The organism is Marilutibacter maris, from assembly GCF_003233695.1.
Lineage (GTDB): Bacteria > Pseudomonadota > Gammaproteobacteria > Xanthomonadales > Xanthomonadaceae > Marilutibacter > Marilutibacter maris.
This window is the reverse complement of the sequence record NZ_CP029843.1, coordinates 1,683,388-1,702,244: the sequence shown is the minus strand read 5'-3', so window position 1 is coordinate 1,702,244 and position 18,857 is coordinate 1,683,388. Positions and strand designations below refer to the sequence as shown.

12 protein-coding genes are annotated in these 18,857 nt (G+C 68.2%); 7 read left to right on the top strand and 5 right to left on the bottom strand.

Annotated features, from left to right (window positions below):
- Nucleotides 1-294 precede the first annotated feature (294 nt).
- Entirely contained in the window at nt 295-1,698 is a 1,404-nt protein-coding gene (locus C9I47_RS07510) for a GntP family permease (RefSeq protein WP_111266188.1), read from the top strand.
- 66 nt (nt 1,699-1,764) lie between these two features.
- Here C9I47_RS07510 and C9I47_RS07505 read toward each other — a convergent pair whose 3' ends face one another.
- On the bottom strand, nt 1,765-3,945 hold the full coding sequence (locus C9I47_RS07505; RefSeq protein WP_190238629.1) for a TonB-dependent receptor family protein: 2,181 nt from the start codon (nt 3,943-3,945) through the stop codon (nt 1,765-1,767).
- Between the two features lie 173 nt (nt 3,946-4,118).
- Here C9I47_RS07505 and dinB point away from each other — a divergent pair, with 173 nt between their 5' ends.
- Nucleotides 4,119-5,225: a DNA polymerase IV gene (gene dinB, locus C9I47_RS07500; protein ID WP_111266186.1), complete on the top strand. Its 1,107-nt coding sequence runs from the start codon at nt 4,119-4,121 to the stop codon at nt 5,223-5,225.
- A gap of 11 nt (nt 5,226-5,236) precedes the next feature.
- Here dinB and C9I47_RS07495 read toward each other — a convergent pair whose 3' ends face one another.
- The 4 genes from C9I47_RS07495 to C9I47_RS07480 form a co-directional block, all read right to left on the bottom strand.
- Nucleotides 5,237-5,992 (bottom strand): M15 family metallopeptidase, encoded by a 756-nt coding sequence (locus tag C9I47_RS07495; protein ID WP_111266185.1) that lies wholly within the window; start codon nt 5,990-5,992, stop codon nt 5,237-5,239.
- A gap of 22 nt (nt 5,993-6,014) precedes the next feature.
- On the bottom strand, nt 6,015-7,547 hold the full coding sequence (locus C9I47_RS07490; RefSeq protein ID WP_111266184.1) for a serine hydrolase domain-containing protein: 1,533 nt from the start codon (nt 7,545-7,547) through the stop codon (nt 6,015-6,017).
- An 80-nt stretch (nt 7,548-7,627) separates the two neighbouring features.
- Nucleotides 7,628-10,663, bottom strand: coding sequence for a TonB-dependent receptor (locus C9I47_RS07485; protein WP_111266183.1), 3,036 nt, complete (start codon nt 10,661-10,663; stop codon nt 7,628-7,630).
- Nucleotides 10,664-10,869: 206 nt separating this feature from the next.
- Entirely contained in the window at nt 10,870-12,387 is a 1,518-nt protein-coding gene (locus C9I47_RS07480) for a transglutaminase-like domain-containing protein (protein WP_223250322.1), read from the bottom strand.
- 369 nt (nt 12,388-12,756) lie between these two features.
- Here C9I47_RS07480 and C9I47_RS07475 point away from each other — a divergent pair, with 369 nt between their 5' ends.
- The 5 genes from C9I47_RS07475 to C9I47_RS07455 all read left to right on the top strand — a co-directional run bounded on the left by C9I47_RS07475 (nt 12,757) and on the right by C9I47_RS07455 (nt 18,477).
- The gene (locus C9I47_RS07475) at nt 12,757-14,115 is read left to right on the top strand and encodes a C40 family peptidase (protein WP_223250321.1); all 1,359 of its coding nucleotides are present in this window, start codon (nt 12,757-12,759) and stop codon (nt 14,113-14,115) included.
- A gap of 129 nt (nt 14,116-14,244) precedes the next feature.
- Entirely contained in the window at nt 14,245-15,342 is a 1,098-nt protein-coding gene (locus C9I47_RS07470) for a dipeptide epimerase (RefSeq protein ID WP_111266181.1), read from the top strand.
- Nucleotides 15,343-15,394: 52 nt separating this feature from the next.
- Nucleotides 15,395-16,243, top strand: coding sequence for a MurR/RpiR family transcriptional regulator (locus C9I47_RS07465; RefSeq protein ID WP_111268024.1), 849 nt, complete (start codon nt 15,395-15,397; stop codon nt 16,241-16,243).
- A gap of 82 nt (nt 16,244-16,325) precedes the next feature.
- Nucleotides 16,326-17,132: a L,D-transpeptidase family protein gene (locus C9I47_RS07460; RefSeq protein WP_190238628.1), complete on the top strand. Its 807-nt coding sequence runs from the start codon at nt 16,326-16,328 to the stop codon at nt 17,130-17,132.
- Nucleotides 17,125-18,477: an APC family permease gene (locus tag C9I47_RS07455; RefSeq protein ID WP_111266179.1), complete on the top strand. Its 1,353-nt coding sequence runs from the start codon at nt 17,125-17,127 to the stop codon at nt 18,475-18,477. Before C9I47_RS07460 ends, C9I47_RS07455 begins: the two co-directional genes overlap by 8 nt.
- Nucleotides 18,478-18,857: the final 380 nt, after the last annotated feature.

Below are 18,857 nucleotides of genomic sequence, written 5' to 3'. Positions count from 1 at the left end.
CTCTCCCCAAAGTGCAGTACGTGCTTGTTGACTGCCGGCTGTTGACGGCCGGCCGGTGGCGGCGCCGGTCGTTTCGCTGACGGCGCAACCCGCCATGGCGCCAAAGACTAGGTACGGGGACGGTCAACGACAGCTGTACCTTCGGACAATGCCCCTGTGTGGCCGGCTTGCCGAGACTCTTGCCAAACCAGAATCTGCGCCTTTCCGTCGCCGGTCCCGCATCGGCGGACCTGCCGGGAGGGCGATCCATGAGGCTGGCGGCACCGCCGTCCGCCCACGTACCGGGGATTTTCGATGGCGTTCGTGATCGTGCTGGCCGCACTGTGTTTCCTGATGTTCGTCGCCTACCGCGGCTACAGCGTGATCCTGTTCGCGCCGGTGGCGGCGCTTGGCGCGGTGCTGCTGACCGACCCGTCGCTGGTCGCTCCGATGTTCACCGGCCTGTTCATGGACAAGATGGTCGGCTTCATCAAGCTGTACTTCCCGGTGTTCCTGCTCGGCGCGATCTTCGGCAAGCTGATCGAGATATCCGGCTTCTCCAAGTCGATCGTCGCCTCTACGATCAAGCTGGTCGGCGCACAGCGGGCGATGCTGTCGATCGTGCTGGTCTGCGCGCTGCTCACCTACGGCGGCGTCTCCCTGTTCGTGGTGGTGTTCGCGGTGTACCCGTTCGCGGCCGAGCTGTTCCGCCAGAGCGACATCCCCAAGCGGCTGATCCCCGGCACCATCGCGCTGGGCGCATTCACCTTCACCATGGATGCGCTGCCGGGCACTCCGCAGATCCAGAACATCATCCCGACCGCGTTCTTCGGCACCGACTCCTGGGCGGCGCCGGTGCTGGGCGTGCTCGGCGGCGTGTTCATCCTGATCGTCGGCATGACCTGGCTGGAGAGCCGGCGCCGCAAGGCCGCCAAGGCCGGCGAGGGCTACGGCGATCCGGCGACCCTGCTCAACGAACCGCCGCCGTTCACCGGCGGCAAACTCGCCAACCCGTTCGTGGCGATCCTGCCGCTGATCCTGGTCGGGGTGTCCAACAAGGTGTTCACGATCTGGATCCCGCAACTGTATGGCGCCAGCCACAGCTTCGAACCGGCGGTGGTCGGCAACGCCGCGCCGGTGGTGCAGGAAGTGTCGAAGATCGCCGCGATCTGGGCGGTCCAGGGCGCGCTGCTGGTCGGCATCGCCAGCGTGATCGCGTTCGCCTGGAAGCCGGTGATGGCCAGTTTCGCCGAAGGCACCAAGAGCGCGGTCGGCGGCGCCCTGCTGGCGTCGATGAACACCGCCTCGGAGTATGGCTTCGGCGCGGTGATCGCCGCCCTGCCCGGCTTCCTGGTCGTCGCCAACGCGCTGGGCGCGATCCCCAACCCGCTGGTCAACGAAGCGGTCACGGTGACCGCGCTGGCCGGCATCACCGGTTCGGCATCCGGCGGCATGAGCATCGCGCTGGCGGCGATGGCGGACACCTTCATCGCCAACGCCGACGCCGCCGGGATCCCGATGGAGATCCTGCATCGGGTCGCGTCGATGGCCTCCGGCGGCATGGACACCCTGCCCCACAACGGCGCCGTGATCACCCTGCTCGCGGTCACCGGCCTGACCCACCGCCAGGCCTACAAGGACATCTTCGCGATCACCGTGATCAAGACGATGGCGGTGTTCGTGGTGATCGGCCTGTTCTACGCGACCGGCTGGGTGTGAAGCCCTGCCCGCCTCATCGATAACAGGCGCCGAAGCCCTCCCGCGACCGGGCCTGTCCCTGAAACCTCATCGCCGCTCCTGCGGTCGCGCACGCCATCCGAACCCGAGCGTCACGGTACGTCCCGGCGCCGGCTCGAAGAATCGGCGATTGCCCTCGTTGACGATCACCGAACCGGCGAAATCGCGGTCGAAAAGATTGTCGATGCGGGCAAAGCCATGCCAGCCGCTGCCGGCATGGCGCCAGTCCAGGCGCAACGCGACCCGCGCGTGACCGGGCGCGGCATCGCTGTTGATGTCGTCGACCGGAACCGATGACGCCAGCCGCGTCTCGACCGCGGCGCCGAAGCGGTCGTCATCCGAACGCCAGGCCAGCTCCGCGAAGCCCGACGCCCGCGCCACGCCGGGCAAGCGGTTGCCGTCGGCCACCGTGCGGGTCTCGGCGACGCCGTTGCGCACGACACGGTAGCCGAACGCGTGGACGAAGCGCGCATCGATCCAGTTGGCGGCGAGCACGTACGACCATCCGGCACCGATGTCTCCGTCCAGCCCCAGCTCCACTCCCATCCGGCGGGTCCGGCCGGCGTTGGCGTAGCGGGTCCGCCCGCCCTGGCTCAACGCCGGCACGATCTCGTCGCGACCTTCGATCCGGTACAGCGCCAGCGAGCCGCGCATCGCAGGCCCTCGCCAGCGCAATCCGACCTCACCGGAACCGAAATGCGCAGGCACCAGTCCGGTATTGAAGCCGGCACCGCCGTCGGGCCGGTATGCCAGCTCGGTCACCGTCGGGGTCTCGAAGCCGCGGCCGACACTGGCGAACAGTTCGCCGCCGGTCCGGTCGTCGCCGAATCGCCGCGCGACACCGAGCGAGACGGCCTGCTCGTCGTAGTCGAGCCGGCCGCTGTCGTCGCCGTTGCCGGCAGCGATGTAGCGATCGTCGGATGCGAACGCGACCCGGCTCGCCCGCACCCCCGCCAGCGCCGTCCACGGCCCCGCGAATCGCCAGTCGCCGACCAGGTAGGCGTCGCGGGTGCGGACCCGGTTGTCCTCGTCGCGGCGCAGGCGCCCGCGGACGCCCGGCACCGGGTTGCCGTCCGGACCCGCCACGAAGTTCTCGTAGCCCTTGCGCGCCTCGTCCAGCCAGGCCGCCTCCACGCCCAGCGCCAGCGACGCCGTCCGCCATTGCCAGCGATGCCCCGCTTCCATCCCGTGCGACCGCCGCGCCACGTCGATCACGCCGCCGCCACTGCCCGGGGCGGCCTGCGCGCCTTCCGGGATCGCCAGCACCTGGACGATGTCGCGCTGGATCGCATGCACACCGATCCAGCTCTGGTCGCCATCGGCGGCATCGTGCTGCCAGCGCAATCCCAACTGGTGGTTGTCGATCCGCTTGCGGGTGTTCCAGCGCAGCGCCGCCGGATCGGTGCCATGACGATCGCGTCGCCACGTCTCGCGATCCAGACCGAGCGGGTCGTCGGTATCGGGCTGGACCAGGCTCTGGGCGGCGATGCGGACAAGCTGATCCGGATGCGGCTGCCATTCCAGTACCGCGCCCAGCTGGGTCCGCCGCGCGTCGCTGTGCGGGCGTTCGCCCTGCACGTCGAGCCGGCTCGCACCGGCCCGCCAGCGCAGCCGCCCGCCGTCGCTGCCGGCACGCGCGGCCAGGCGGCGGCTGCCACGATCGTCGGCCCATGCATCGATGCCGCTGCGCGGCTCCTGCGACAGCTCGGTGTGGCCGACGATCACGCCGCCGGCGGCATTGCCGTACTGCAGCGCCAACGGACCGCGCAACACCTCGATCCGGTCCAGCATGTCGAGCGGAAAGGTCGCCGCCTGTCCCTGGCCGTCCGCGGCACTGCCCGGAATGCCGTCGACGACCAGGCGCAGTCCGCGCACCCCGAAGCTGGAACGGGCACCGAAGCCGCGACTCTGGACCTGCAGGTCCTGGGCGAAGTTGTGCCGGTCCAGCACCGCGATGCCCGGCACCCTGGCCAGGGGTTCGGCCAGGCTGCTCTCGCGCTGGCCGCGATGAAGAGCATCGCCGGACACCACCGACACCGCTCCGGGGAAGTCCGCCAACGGGCGGACCCGGCCGAGGACGCGCACGGTGTCGAGCGTGGCCGCGTCCTCCGCTGCCGGGGCCGAAGCCTGCGCCCCGGCCTGCGTCGCCAGCACCAGCAGTTGCAACGCGACAGCGGACACGACGACACGGCGGCGGCAGCCGTGCGCGATCAGCGATGACGAAGCCATCAATCCCCCAGCAGACATTCAGATCCCAGACCCGTTCCAGGCGGCCATCTTGCCCGCTCGCCCCGCTCGCGGCGACCCGCCCCGCGCGGTTCCATGCGCAAGCGGCTCTGGCCATGTCGCGGCCGGCGAATTAGTATTTTGACTAACCGCGCCACCCTCGTAGCACTCGAACCGTGTCCGCCCCCACCCGCAAGATCGTCCACGTCGACATGGATGCGTTCTACGCCTCCGTGGAACAGCGCGACGACCCCGCGCTGCGCGGGCAGCCGGTGGTGGTCGCCTGGCGCGGCGCGCGCTCGGTGGTCTGCGCGGCCAGCTACGAGGCGCGCAGGTTCGGCGTGCGCTCGGCGATGCCGGCATTGCGGGCCGAACGGCTGTGTCCGCATGCGGTCTTCGTCGCGCCCGACTTCCAGCGCTACAAGGCGGTGTCGCGGCAGGTCCGCGAGATCTTCGCCCGCCATACCGAGCTGATCGAACCGCTTTCGCTGGACGAGGCCTATCTCGACGTCACCCGGACCAAGACCGGGATGCCCTCGGCGACGGCGACCGCCGAGGCGATCCGCGCCGCGATCCGCGAGGAGACCCGGTTGACCGCCTCGGCCGGGGTCGCGCCGAACAAGTTCCTCGCCAAGATCGCCTCGGACTGGCGCAAGCCCGACGGTCTGTTCGTGCTCAAGCCGCATCAGGTCGAGGCATTCCTGACCCCGCTGCCGGTCGGCCGCCTGCCGGGCGTCGGCAAGGTCACCGAACGGCGCCTGGGCAAGCTCGGCATCGCCACCGTCGGCGACCTGCGCACGCTCGGTGGCGAGCAACTGGAGACGATGTTCGGCCGCTGGGGCGCGCGCCTGCACCGGCTTTCGCTGGGCATCGACGACAACCCGGTTGAGCCCAGCCGGCCGACCATGCAGGTCTCGTCGGAGGACACCTTCCCCGACGACCTGCCGCTGGACGCGCTGGCGCCGCACATCGAAAGGCTGGCGGAGAAAACCTGGGCGGGCTATGCCCGCGAGCGCGAACGCGACCCGCAGCGGATCGCGCGCACCGTGGTGCTGAAACTGAAGACCGCCGACTTCCGCATCCTCACCCGCAGCCTGACCCTGCCGACCCCGCCCGAGGGCGCGGCGGCGCTGGCCGAGGTCGCCTGCGGCCTGCGCGAACGCGTCGACCTGCCGGCGGACACGCTCTACCGGCTGGTCGGCGTCGGCGTATCCGGGTTCGCCGATGCCGACGAAAGCCTGGCGCAGACCGATCTGTTCGAGGCGGACCGGGGCCGGCGATAGCCTGTGGACGATCAGTCGACCGCCATGCCCTCGATCGGCACGTCGTAATGGATCCGCTTCGAGGGCTCCGGGTCGAGGGTGTAGTGCCACCATTCCTGCGGATAATTGCGAAACCCGTGCCGTTCCATCGCCGCGCGCAGTCGATCGCGGTTGCCGCGCTGTTGCGGGCTCGCCTGCGGCGAGTCGGTATTGGCGCGCGGATCGAAGAAATCGAACGGCGTGCCCATGTCCAGCGGACGACAGGCGCCGTCCCGGTCGCATTCGAGCAGGGTCAGGTCGACCGTCGCGGCGCGGCTGTGGCCGGACAGCGCCGCGATGTATTCGCCGCGCAGCGCGCGCTTGGGCAGGTTCGGGTAGTAACGCGCACGAGCGACCGGGTCGTCGTCCTCCTCGATCCAGCGCATGAAACGGCGCACCGCCCGCACCGGTCGATAGCAATCGAAGATCCGCAGCCGCAGCCCCTGCGCGCGCAGGTCGGACTCGACCGCGGCCAGCGCATCGGCCGCCGGCGCCAGCAGATAGCAGCGCGCCGCCGCGTATCCGTCCACCGGTGCCCCGGTGAAGTTGTCGTCGCCGGCGTAACGGATGTCCAGATCGATATCGGGAACCCGCTCGCGGATGTCGACCAGGCCCGCCTCCGCGGCGGTCGTCGCGGTGGAGAACATCGGCGCATCGACCGGCGCGCTCGCCGGCTCCGCGATCACCGCGCCGGCGCCACAGCCGCTCGCCAGCGCGATCGCCAACAGCGCCGCCGACGCGACCCGCATCCGCGTGCCTCCGGCAACGGTCTCAGCGTTCACAGCCGCGCACCCGCACAAAAGCCAGGTCCTCGTAGTCGGAACTGAAGTCGCCGTCGGGATCGACCTTGGCCAGGGTCATCCGTGGCGACGAGGTGGCGGTGGCCGGATGCAGGTCCATCCAGGCCTCCGGGTCGATGGTGTCGTCGTCCCAGTCGATCAGCGCGCGCCCATGCACCCGCATGATCCGTCCGGACAGCCGCGGCGACTTGGTGGCGACGAAGCGCACACCACCGTCGGCTTCGCACAAGCGGGCCTCGCCCAGCCACGGATCGCGGTAGACGCCCAGGTAGGCGCTCATGTCGATCGCGTGCGCGGGACGCCGACCGGACGTGTCCGGCAGGCGCGATCGGCGCGGCCCTTCCTGCTCGCGCTCCAGCGCCGCGGCGAGCGTCGCCACCGAGGTGCCCGACTCCGGCCGGACCAGATAGTCGAGCAGGACCGAGGTCAGCACCGTGCGCGCTGCGCTTCCGTCGCCGTTGATCATCACCACGAAGCCCGAGCGGCGATCGGGCAGCAGCATCAGCACCGAGTACATGCCGGCCAGAGTGCCGGTGTGCGAGACCGTCCACTCGCCGTGGACGTCGGCCAGTCGCCATCCGTAGCCATAGGCGCGTATGTGGGTATCGTCCCAGTCGCGACTGCGTGCCGACAACGGCAACGGCGTGTGCGCCGTCCACAGCGCCTCGCGCTGCGCACGCGGCAGCCATTGCAACTGTTCGGGCGTCGGCACCAGCCAGTTGCGCGCCCAGGCCAGCATGTCGTCGAGGCCGCAGCGGATGCCGCCGGCCGCCGCCGAGGTGATCGCCGGCACGGTGTCGCCGTCGACCCGGATCGCGACATTGCCCTGCCCGTCGCGCATGTGCGGCTGGGCGACGCTGCCGGCATCGGCGCGGGACCACTCGCCGACCCGGCAACCGGACAGCCCGAGCGGTTCGAACACCTCCCCGCGCAGCAGCGATTCGTAGGAGGCGCCACCGGCCGCGGCCGCGACCTCGCCAGCGACCACGTACAACAGATTGTCGTAGGCATAGCCGGACCGGAAGCTGCGCTCGGGCTTGAGGTGGGCCAGCCCGGCGATGATGTCGCCGCGATCGAAGCGGTTGGGCTCGGGCCACAGCATCAGGTCGCCGGCACCTTCCGGCAGGCCGCTGTTGTGGATCAGCAGGTCGCGTACCTGCATCTGTTCGGTGACCCAGTCCTCATGCATGCGGAACCGCGGCAGATGACGGGTGACCGGATCGTCCCAGCGCAGCTTGCCGGCATCGACCAGCCGCGCCAGCAGCGCGGTGGTCATGGCCTTGCTGTTGGAGGCGATCTTGAACAGCGTGGCGTCGGTGACCGGGTCGCCGGAACCGGCGACGGTCTCGCCGCCGGTACGGGTGTAGACGACCTCGCCGTCCTCGATCACTCCCATCGCCATGCCCGGCAGCCCGAACCGCGCCATCGCATCGTCGAAGGCGCGGTCGAGGGCCGAAGGATCGCGGGCGGTCGGGGGTGTTGCGGCGCCGGCCGGCAGCGCCATCAGCAGAGCCAGGCAGGCACCGACCGCCGACCTTGTGCGGCCAGTGCCCTTGCGGCGTGCGGCTCGCTTCCCGCAGTCGCTCAGAAGCTCCACGATACGATCAGCTGTCCGTACCTCGGCGACTGCAGGAAACGCTCCTTGCCGAAGAACTCGTCCCGATCGCCGACACCCGGCTCCAGTTCCTGATAGACCCACACCGGCTCCTGGCGGTTGAACACGTTATAGACAGAGAACTTTGCCTCAAGCTTGCCGGCATCGAAAGTGCGCTCGTATGCCAGGCTCAGGCCGAGGTCGATGATCCACGGCATGCGCCCGGCGCCGCCCCGCGGAGAGTGCTCGAACACGCGGTCATCAGTGCTCCAGGTGTCGCCGTCCTGCGCGTTCTCGGGCGGCGTGCAGTTCTCCACGCAGATGAAGTAGCTGTGGTAGCTCTTCCAGTTGTACGGGTTTCCAACGCCGAGTGCGGTGATCGGACCGCCCGAACGCGCATCCAGCGTCGCACCGACCCGCCAGTTGTCGTTGAATGCATAGGTGCCGCGCAGCTTGATCTGATGACGGTGATCGTTGGCCAGCGGGCCGTCTCCGCGATAGTTGACGAACGGATCGTCGAAGTTTTCGGTGCGACCGGTGTCACCAAAATTGGTGTCGGTGTTGACCGGCCCCTCGGCGTTGCCTTCGTTCCACGACAGGGTGTAGGACGCATTGAGTGCCCACTTGCCATCCCAGGCGCGATCGACCTGGAACTCGAGCGCCTTGTAGGTACGGTCGGGCTTGACCCAACCTCGCTGTCCGGTGGGTGTCGAACCGACATACTCCCATTCGCCATTGATGTACTCGTAGTTGTCGGCCTCGGTCCAGTAGCCCGCCTTCGAGGTATCGATCGTCAGGTAGCCGTCGTCGACACCGTCGCAATCGGTATCGCCCCAGACAGTGACGTCCTCGCCGGGATTGGCCATCACCCAACGGCTGGCGATACGACCGCAGTGCGTCGCGGTGATGTTCATGTCGTCGATCGCATTGTTGAGCTTTCGATAGATGCCGCGCACCCCCCATGACCATGTCGAGTTCAGCTGCTGCTGGAAGCCCAGGATCAGTTCGTCCTGGTAGACCGGGTCCATGTCCTTGTCGACCTCGGCGCGCAGGTCTCCGACGCTGCCGTCGCCCTGACTGTTGTCGAAGCCGAACTGGGTGCCGAGAATCGGCACCGCATACTGCACGCCATCGCGCTCGCGAATCTCCCAGCCATCGAATCCGTAATAGGTACGCTCGTCGAGCAACGCACCGCCTTGCTTGATGTTGATCACATTGGCGACAGGCAGGAAGTAGCGACCGATATTGCCGAATACCTTGGTGGTGGAATCGCCCCTGACATCCCAGGAGAATCCCAGCCGGGGCGCCCACATATCGTCCATTTCGATGTAGGTACGTCCCTCGGCGTCGCGATTGTCGAAGCTCTCGTTGCGGATACCCAGATTCAGCACCAGGTTGTCGCTGACCGACCAGTTGTCTTCGAGATAGAAGGCTTCGTTGACGCTCTCGAACTCGCCGAATATGGAGTATCTGCGAGCCCGCACATAGGCGGTGTAACCGGGCGGCACGATGCCCGCTCCCGGAATCTGGGCACCCGGCGTGGTCGAGTAGACGTTGTACTGGATGCCACCGGGACCGGCATAGACCTGGTCAAGATCGGAGGTGTTGCTCTCACGATCGATGCCGAAGCGCAGCAGGTGATCCCCCATCGCCCATTCGAAATCGGCCCGGGCCTGCTCGCGCTGATCATTGCGATCATAGATCGTCGCATTGTTGGTACACCCCAGGGGCACCCCTGGATCGGGAACACCGGAAGCCCGGGTGACGTAGTTGCAATCGCCATCGCTCGGTGAGGCGGTGATGTTGTCCCTTTCGCTGTTGCCGTACATCAGCTTCATCGACAGGTTGTCGCTCAGGTAGGACGTCCAGGTCAGGGCCCAGTTGTCTCCACCATTTTCCGAGTACGACCTGCTGAGCCGGTCTCCGACACGGTTGTCGTCGAAATCGTACGCAAAGGTCTCATTGTCGACGCGGTTCTTGTTGGAGAACGCCATCAGGCTTAGCAGATTGTTGTCGTTCAACTGCCAGTCCATCGTCGCGCCCCAGAAGCCGTCGTCCGACTCCCCGCGCGTGAAACTGGTGCCCCCGTTGTTGGTGCTCTCGGGCGATATGTCGCGTCCCTCGTACATCGCAAAGAAGAACAGGCGATCGCGGACTATCGGTCCCGAAGCCCAAAGGTTCACGCGCGCGGAATCGGTACTGTCCCGGCTGCGCGTAAGATACCGATCACCGTCCAGATAGCTGTCGCGGGCGGAGGACTTCCAGGCGCGCGGCGAGAAAACGAGCTTGCCGCCACCATGGAACTCGTTGCTGCCCGACTTCGCCAGCGCATTGACCACACCGCCGGTGGTGCGGCCGAACTCCACCGAGTAGCCGCCGGTCTTGACCTGGAACTCCTGGTAGAAGTCGAACGGGGCTTCGGAGAAACCGACCCGGTTATAGAAGTCGGTGACGTTCAGACCGTTGATGTAGAACGCGTTCTCGGCCACCGACGAACCGCCGAACGAGATGCCGCCAAAGCCCGCCGAACCACCGGCCACGCCCGGCGCCAACAGCGCGACCGAGGCGACGTTGCGGTCCACCGGCATCCGCGCGATTTCCTCGGCGGTGATGTTGGTCGCCGACTCGGTCGAGCTCACGTCCACCGGCGAGATCACCCGCGAACCGATGACCTGCACCGCGGCCATGTCGACCACGCCTTCGGCACCAAGATTGACGGTAGTGGCGTTGCCCAGCGAAACGCTGACGTCGATCGCCTGCCCGACCGCCTGGCCGTCACGGCTGACCTGCAACGTATAGTTGCCGACCGGCAACTGGGACAGGCGGTAGCTGCCATTGGCGCCGACCGATACCGAACGGGTCAGACCCGTTTCGGGATTGATGACGGTGATCATGTCCCCTGCATTGGCGCGGCCGGCAATGGCGCCGTTGACGTTCTGGGCCAGCGCCGTCGCCGGCGCCATCGAGGCCAGGCAGACGCCCATCGCCACATAGAGCGCTGTCTTTCGCAAAGCCGTGCCGTACATGTCGTCTAGTCCCCCGAGCATTGGTTGTGATTGAGGTATGCGGCGTCCATGCCGCAGAAGCCCGGACAAGGCCATCCCCGCCTTGTCCGGACGGGTCGGCCCCGGCATCCGCCGGGCCCGTTGCCACCGGGTCGTCCATCCGTGCTCCTGAGCGGTGAACGCACCGTCCCTGGCGCGCAACGCCTCCGCTTCCCGGCAGAGGCTTCCTAACGCGCGTCCGGGTCGGGACCCAGGACCTGGGCACTGAACCGGTAGTCCCACTGGTCGAAGTAGAGATTGCCCCCCTGCCACTCCACTTCGCCGCGCTGCGAGTCCACCGTTTCCGAGCGGAAGTGCCGCTTGGGCGGAAACAGTGGCTGCGAATAATCGTCGTTGAAGGCGATCCGGTACGCGTCCAGGCCACCCAGGTAGAACCAGCGCAGGTCCTCGTCGTCGCTGTCGAGCAGGCCACTGGTCACGTCCATCGGCACCCAGCCGTAGGGCGCCAGGTACATCCAGCCCCAGTCGTGCAGGTTGTCGTAGTCGCCGTCGGAATAGACCATGCCCGACTGCCAGCGGGTCGGAATGCCGTTGAGCCGCAGCAGGCTCATCAGCAGCAGGGTCTGCTGGCCGCAGTCGGCATGGCCGGTGCGCAGCGCGTAGTCGCTGATGTTGGAAATCGTCGAATACTCGCGCGCCGAGGCCCACGGAATCCGGTCGACCGCGGCAAACAGCCTGCGCGCGATCCTGTAGGGATTGCTTTCGTCGCCGACGACCTGCTGCGAGAAGCGCCGCAACTCGTCGGTGAACACGATGTGCGGCGCACGCTCGGCCAGGAACGGCGCCAGCCCGGCATCCGCCTCGGTCGCCACCACCCGCTCGGGATCGATCGCATGGTACTGGCCGCGCACGGTCATCTCGTACTCGACCGAGAACTCGGTCGGCTCCCCCGCGACCGCCACCCGGCTCATGTGCACGGTGCGTTGCAACGTCGCCTCCGGCGCCAACACGTGCGCCTCGGGAGTCGTACCCAGCAGGCGGATGTCCTCCTGCTGGCCCGGGATCGCACGCGGATACGGAATCCACGCGCTCAGCGGCTCGCCGGCCGGCACCGCGTCGGCATCGACGATCAACGACTGGACGACCCGGATCCGCCGGGGCGCCACGTGCACGCGCCCCTCGGCCTTCGCCGCATCGCGGACCTCGGCATGGTGGGCGTTGAGGGTTTCCATCGGACCGGAACCGCCGCCGCGCGGCTGCGCGCGCCGCGCCGCGGCCTCGGCATTGACCCGGAACAGGTTGGACACGGCGCGCGCGAAGTAGCGTCGCTCGCCGTCGATGAGCAGGTGTTCCAGCGCACCGGACGCATCCCAGGCGGCGAACTCGCCCGGGCGGAGATCGGGGATCTCCCGTCGCAGTCGCGCCATCACTTCGGCCGCGTCGTGCGGAAAGTCCAGGCGGATCCTACGCATCCGCTCACGCTCGAACGCCAGCGCCCGGCGGATCGGCGCCGGCGACTGGGGATCGGCGAGTCGCTCCCCGATCCGCGCCTGCGCCTCATCGAAGCGTCCGGCATCGACCAGGGCGGTCACTTCACGTACGGTGTCCGCAGCCATCGCCGATCCAGGCAGGATCATGGACAGCATCGCGACCAGGACCAGCAGATTCGCCAGCGCATGCGCCAGCAACCGGCGCGCGCGCGCGGCCGGCGGCGCTGTGGCGCGCCTGCCCCCGTCCCGATCCATGAACCCACCATTCGCCACGACACTGCCCCTGCCGCGTCAGCACGCCCTCGGTGTAACACGGTCGACACGGCAGGGTCAATAATTTATTCCAAGTTGATCATATTTCTGAAATAAGTATTCTCAGGGCGGTCCGGAGCGATCGGCCGGTGGCGATCGCTGCCGCCAGCGCCGCGGATCGTTTCGCAGTGGCGATGCGCACGCGGGTGCGCGCAAACCAGAGGGATGCAACTCATGCGAGCACGCGTGCCTGACTCACCCCGGTCGCAGCAGCGCCCTGCCGGCCCGCCATGGTCCGGTCCTGGCTCCAGACCGCGAATCCGCACGCCGCTGCTGGCCGCCGCCTTCGCCGTCGCCTGCATGCTCGTGGCGATGCCGGCGACGGCCTTCGAACGCCCGCGCCCGCATCCGGTCGACGCCGAAACCGGGGCCACCGGAATCGCCGGCGTGCGGGCCGAACAGCTCACCCCCGAGTTCTGGACCCGGCGCCTGTCCGACCCGGACCGTGTGGTGATGGACCGCGCCGCGATCGCGCGCCAGAACCTGCGCCTGTTCGCCGAGGATCGCTCGGTCCGCGACCTCGACGCCCTGCCGGCACAGATGCCGCGGGCCGAGGTCACGCGCTGGATCCGCGCGGCTTCGTCGCCACCGACACGCGAGCTGTTCGACGCGTCCGGTGGGAGCTTCGACGGCATCGACGCGCTCGAGTCGGCGCTGGCGCTGGACCGCATTGCCGACACGGTGACGGTACGCCACGGCCTGGTGGTCGAACGCGCCGACATGCGCGGCTACCCGACCGCGATGCGGGTGTTCAGCGCACCCGGCGATACCGACATCGACCGATTCCAAGAGACCGCGCTGTTCCCGGGCACACCGCTGGCGATCCTGCACGAGAGCCGCGACGGCGCGTGGTGGTTCGCGGTCAGCCCGCGCTACGCCGCCTGGATCCGCAAGCAGCACGTGGCGACCGGCGATCGCGACCGCGTACTCGGGTACCGCCATCGCACGCCCTACCTGGTGGTGACCGGCGCCACTGTCGACACCGTGTACAACCCGGAAGTGCCGCAAGTGTCGGAGCTGCAACTGGACATGGGCGTGCGGGTACCGCTGCTTGCCGACTGGCCGGCCGATCGCCCGGTCAATGGACAGGCGGCCTACACCGGCCATGTGATCGAACTGCCGATCCGCGATGCCGACGGAAGCCTTCGCTTCACCCCGGCGCTGCTGCCGCGGACCCGCGACGTCGCCGCCGACTACCTGCCGTTGACCCAGGCCAACCTGCTGCGACAGGGCTTCAAGTTCCTCGGCGAACGCTACGGCTGGGGGCATTCCTACAACGCCCGCGATTGCAGCGGCTTCGTCTCCGAGATCTATCGCGCGTTCGACGTGCAACTGCCGCGCAACACCAGCGCCCAGGGCGTGAGTCCGGTATTCAACACCGTGCGCTTCGACGAGAACGACGACCGCCGGAAACGGCTGGAGGTACTGCGCACCCTGCAGCCGGGCGACCTGATCTACATTCCCGGGCACGTGATGATGGTGATCGGCCAGTACCAGGGCGCGCCCTACGTGATCCACGACGTCACCGGCATCACCCTGGGCGAAGCCGATGGCTCGCGCCGCCGCATCGCCCTCAACGGGGTCTCGGTGACGCCACTGGAGCCGCTGCTGGCCAGCGGCGACGCCGCCCTCGTCGACCGCATCTACAGCATCCAGAAGATCAGGCCTTGAGCCGGACGCCATGACCAACGCACCGGGAGGGGAAACGGGTGATTCGCAATCGAAGATACCGACCGCAGCGGCCGACGGCTTCGCCCCGTCGCGCCAGGCATTGACCCGCAGCCCGATCAGGACACCCGAATGAAAGTCACCGACATCCGGATCGGCATGCTGCGCGTGCCGCTGAAGACCCCGTTCAAGACCGCGCTGCGCACCGTCGACACGGTCGAGGACATCGTGGTGATGGTCCATACCGACAGCGGCCACGTCGGCTACGGCGAGGCCGCCGCCACCGCGGTGATCACCGGCGACACCCACGGCTCGATGATCGAGGCGATCCGCAAGTGCATACGTCCGCGCCTGATCGGCGCCGACGTCGCCGACCTCAACCGCAACACGCGGATCGTGCAGACCGCGCTGGAACGCAACTTCAGCGCCAAGGCGGCGGTCGAGATCGCGCTGTACGACCTGTTCGGACAGCTCTACGGCGCGCCGCTGTACAAGCTGCTGGGCGGCGGCGACCCGGTCATCACCACCGACATCACCATCAGCGTCGACTACATCGACAAGATGGTCGCCGACTCGCTGAGCGCGGTGGAGCGCGGCTTCGAGTCGCTGAAGATCAAGGTCGGCAAGGACATCGGGCTCGACATCGAACGGGTCAAGGCGATCTACGCGGCGGTCGAGGGCCGCGCCCTGCTCCGCCTCGACGCCAACCAGGGTTGGAGCGCCAAGCAGGCGGTCTACGCGATGCAGGCACTGGAGGATGCGGGGGTGCAGCTCGAGCTGCTGGAGCAACCGGTGAAGGCCCAGGACATCCGCGGCCTGAAGTACGTCACCGACCGCGTGCACACGCCGGTGATGGCCGACGAGAGCGTGTTCGGGCCGACCGAGGTGATCGACCTGATCAAGATGCACGCCGCCGACATCATCAACATCAAGCTGATGAAGACCGGCGGTCTGTCCAACGCGATACGGATCGCCGACATCGCCTCGCTCTACGGCGTGGAATGCATGATCGGCTGCATGATAGAAACCAGCATCAGCGTCGCCGCCGCCGTCCACCTGGCGGTCGCCAAGTCGGAGGTGATCACCAAGGTCGACCTCGACGGCCCGTCGCTGTGCCGCTATGACCCGGTCGACGGCGGGGTGATCTTCAACGAGTCGGAGATATCGATCGTCGATGCACCGGGGCTGGGCATCCGCGAGGTCCGCGGGCTGGAGATGCTGGAGGAGTGACGGCGACGCCGCCATTCCGCCACGACCGCGTTTCGGAGGTATGCTTCTGGACATGTCGCCCCTGCTGAAGATCCGCGCCGAGCGCGACCGGATGTCGGCCATCGAGCGCCGGATCGCGGACTTCCTGCTCGACAATGCGCACCTGCTGCGCGACTACTCGTCGCAGCAGTTGGCCAGCGCGCTCGGCATCAGCCAGTCGAGCGTGGTCAAGTTCAGCCAGAAACTCGGCTTCAAGGGCTATCCCGACCTCAAGTTCTGCATCGGCGAGGCGCTGGCCCGCGAGGGCGCCGGCGAGCCGCAGTTGCCGGACCGGGAGCCGGATTCGGGACCGCACGTCGCCCTCGCCGAGTCGCTGTGGCGGGCCAAGGCGCTGGCCGAACAGGAGACCCGCCTGCTCAACCCGGTCGAACAGATCGACGCGATCGTCAAGGCGATCTCGGGAGCCGGCCGGGTCTTCATCTGCGGCCTCGGCCAGGACGGCATCCATGCCCGCGGTCTCGGCCTGCGGCTGTCGCTGGTGGGCATCGCCACCGTCGAACACGCCGACCCGGTGCTGATGGCCGCCAGCGTCTGTTCGGCGGGAGCGGGCGACGTGCTGATCGTATTCTCCGAGCACGGCAAGCAGCCGGAGCTGTGCCATATCAGCCGCCAGTTCCGCGCACGACGCGGCCGGATCATCTCGGTGACCCGGCACAGCGCCAATCCCTTGCGCGCGCATGCCGACGCGTCGCTGCTGATCTCCGCACACGACGAGCATCCGCATGTCGAGCCGCTGCTGTACCAGGCCGCCCTGCAGCAGATGCTCGACCTGATCCTGGTCCTGGTGTGCCAACATTCACCCGACTACGTCGCCCACTACGGCAACAGTCTGGAACACGTCCAGCAATTGCTCGATCCCTGACCGCCGACCGAGGACTCCTTCCGCCATGCCGATCGCCGTCCCGCTCAGCCGCTCCCGCCCTCACCGTTCATGGCGAAGCGCAGTGCGATCGGGCGTGCTGCTGGCGGGCCAGCTATTGGCGGGCATGCTGCTGGCGGGCGCGCAGCTCTCGGCACCGGCACGGGCGGCCACTCCCTGGAGCCAGGCGCAGCAGGCGGTGGTGGTCACCGCTGCGGACTGGGACGCCAGCGCGGGACAGCTGCACCGGTTCGAGCGACGCGGCGATGGCTGGCACAGGGTCGGCCCGGCCCTGCCGGTCCAACTGGGACGCAACGGCAGTGCCTGGGGCCTGGGCCTGCACCCGCAGCGTCCCGATGACGGGACTCCGGTCAAACGCGAAGGCGACGGCCGCAGCCCGGCCGGAATCTTCGCCATCGCCGAAGCGTTCGGCTACGCCGACGACGCCGGCATCGAACTTCCCTATCGGCCGATGCGGCAGTCGAGCTATTGCATCGACGTGCGCGGATCCGCGCTGTACAACCGCATCGTCGACGCCGAGCGGGTCGGCGCGGACGCGGTGCGCGGTTCGACCGAACCGATGCGCCTGGACCTGCACAACGACGGCGACCAGCGCTACAAGCTGGGCTTCGTGATTGCCCACAACCCCGGCAACCGCGACGGCGCCGGAAGCTGCATCTTCGCCCACCTGTGGAAGAACGCCGATACCCCGACCGCCGGCTGCACCGCGATGCCCGAGCCGGCGATGGCGCGACTGCTGGACTGGCTGCGTCCGGCGGACCGGCCGATCTTCGTGCTGATGCCCGCTTCCGAGTACGCCCGTCTGCAGGCGCCCTGGCACCTGCCCTCCATCGACCGCACCGCTTCCCGCAAGGACATCGCGCATGAGTGAACCGTCCACCACCGCCCACGGCCAGGGTCCGACCGTCATCGACAACGACACGGGCATGGTGCGGGCGGTCAGCCGCTGGCAGATCGTCGGCCTGTCGATCAACGACGTGATCGGTAGCGGCATCTACCTGCTGCCCGCCAGCACGGCGCTGCTGTTGGGCCCGGCCAGCCTCTGGGCGGTGCTGCTGGCCGGCGTCGCGGTGGGACTGCTGGTGCTGTGCTACGCGCAGGCCGGCAGCTACTACGACGATGCCGGCGGCAGCTACCTGTATGCCCGCGATGCGTTCGGCGACTTCATCGGCTTCGAGGTCGGCTGGATGACCTGGCTGACCCGGGTCGCGTCCGCTGCGGCGCTCAGCAGCGGCCTGGCGCTTGCGGTATCCAAGTTCTGGGCGCCGGCCGGCGAAGGCTGGGGCTGGACCGCGGTGGTGGTCGGCTCCATGGCCTTCTTGACCTTCATCAATGTGATCGGCGTGCGCTCGGCCGCCCGCACCGGCGTCGCCCTGGTCCTGGCCAAGATGGCGCCGCTGCTGTTCTTCATCGTCGTCGGCGCGTTCTTTGTCGACTGGTCGCAGGCGGTCGCGATGGGCGCACCGCCCACCGACAAGCTGGGCGAAGGCGCGCTGCTGCTGCTGTATGCCTACGCCGGCTTCGAGAACACGCCCGCCGCGGCAGGCGAGTTCCGCAACCCCCGACGCGACGTGCCGTTCGCGCTGCTCACGATGATCGTGCTGGTGAGCCTGATCTACGTCGCCGTGCAGGTGGTGGCACAGGGCACCGTCCCCGACCTGGCGGCCTCGAAGTCACCGCTGGCCGACGCCGCGGAGACATTCGCCGGTCCCGCCGGCGCCCTGCTGCTCACCATCGGCGCGGCCATCTCGATCCTCGGCAGCAACAGCAACACCATGCTGTTCGGTCCCCGCTACCTGTACGCCCTGTCGGCGGACGGCTACGGCCCGGCGATCCTGTCCCGCGTGCATCCGCGCTTCCACACGCCGACCGTGGCGATCGTCGTCACCGGCATCCTGGCGCTGGCGCTGGTGCTCGGCCAGCAGTACGGGGGCAGTGGTGTGTCCGAGGCCTTCGCCAATCTGGCACTGCTCTCCGTCGTCGCCCGTCTGTGCAGCTACATCGGCACCTCGGCCTCGCTGTTGGTGCTGCGCAAGCGCTACCGCGACCGCCCGAACGCGCTCGCCCTGCCCGGTGGGCCGCTCATCCCGGCCCTCGCCCTGCTGCTGTCGCTGGCACTGATGGCCAGCGCCGGCGCCGGCAACCTGATCGCCGCCGGCGTCGCGGTGCTGGTCGGCGCGCTGATCTATCTGCTGCGACGCAAACCAGCGGCCTGACCGCGACCGCACATCTGTAGGAGCGGCGTGAGCCGCGATGAGGCTTTCACGGCAAGGCTCTTCGCGGCTTACGCCGCTCCTACGAAGATCCCGGCTACCAAAATCCCGGGAAGGCCCGATCGCATGGCCGGTGCGATGATCCACTAGCTGCGGCGCAAGCCGGCGACCGGATCGCGACCGCACATCTGCAGGAGCGGCGTAAGCCGCAATGAAGCTTTCACGGCAAAGCCCAATCGCGGCTTACGCCGCTCCTGCGAAAACCCCGACAGGTCCGAGCGCATGGTCGGGACCTTGATCTACGCGCTGCAGTGCAAATCGGCAGCCTGACCGCTCCTGCGAAAGGCGTTCGCCTGTGCTGCCCCTGTAGGAGCGGCGCGAGC

What these genes read in the sequence shown, in the direction of transcription:
- C9I47_RS07465 (WP_111268024.1), top strand. Translation starts at nt 15,395, where the DNA reads ATGTCGCCCCTGCTGAAGATCCGCGCCGAGCGCGACCGGATGTCGGCC.
- C9I47_RS07505 (WP_190238629.1), bottom strand. Translation starts at nt 3,945, where the DNA reads ATGGCTTCGTCATCGCTGATCGCGCACGGCTGCCGCCGCCGTGTCGTC.
- C9I47_RS07495 (WP_111266185.1), bottom strand. Translation starts at nt 5,992, where the DNA reads ATGCGGGTCGCGTCGGCGGCGCTGTTGGCGATCGCGCTGGCGAGCGGC.
- C9I47_RS07475 (WP_223250321.1), top strand. Translation starts at nt 12,757, where the DNA reads ATGCCGGCGACGGCCTTCGAACGCCCGCGCCCGCATCCGGTCGACGCC.
- C9I47_RS07480 (WP_223250322.1), bottom strand. Translation starts at nt 12,387, where the DNA reads ATGGATCGGGACGGGGGCAGGCGCGCCACAGCGCCGCCGGCCGCGCGC.
- C9I47_RS07455 (WP_111266179.1), top strand. Translation starts at nt 17,125, where the DNA reads ATGAGTGAACCGTCCACCACCGCCCACGGCCAGGGTCCGACCGTCATC.
- C9I47_RS07470 (WP_111266181.1), top strand. Translation starts at nt 14,245, where the DNA reads ATGAAAGTCACCGACATCCGGATCGGCATGCTGCGCGTGCCGCTGAAG.
- C9I47_RS07485 (WP_111266183.1), bottom strand. Translation starts at nt 10,663, where the DNA reads ATGTACGGCACGGCTTTGCGAAAGACAGCGCTCTATGTGGCGATGGGC.
- C9I47_RS07510 (WP_111266188.1), top strand. Translation starts at nt 295, where the DNA reads ATGGCGTTCGTGATCGTGCTGGCCGCACTGTGTTTCCTGATGTTCGTC.
- C9I47_RS07490 (WP_111266184.1), bottom strand. Translation starts at nt 7,547, where the DNA reads ATGGCGCTGCCGGCCGGCGCCGCAACACCCCCGACCGCCCGCGATCCT.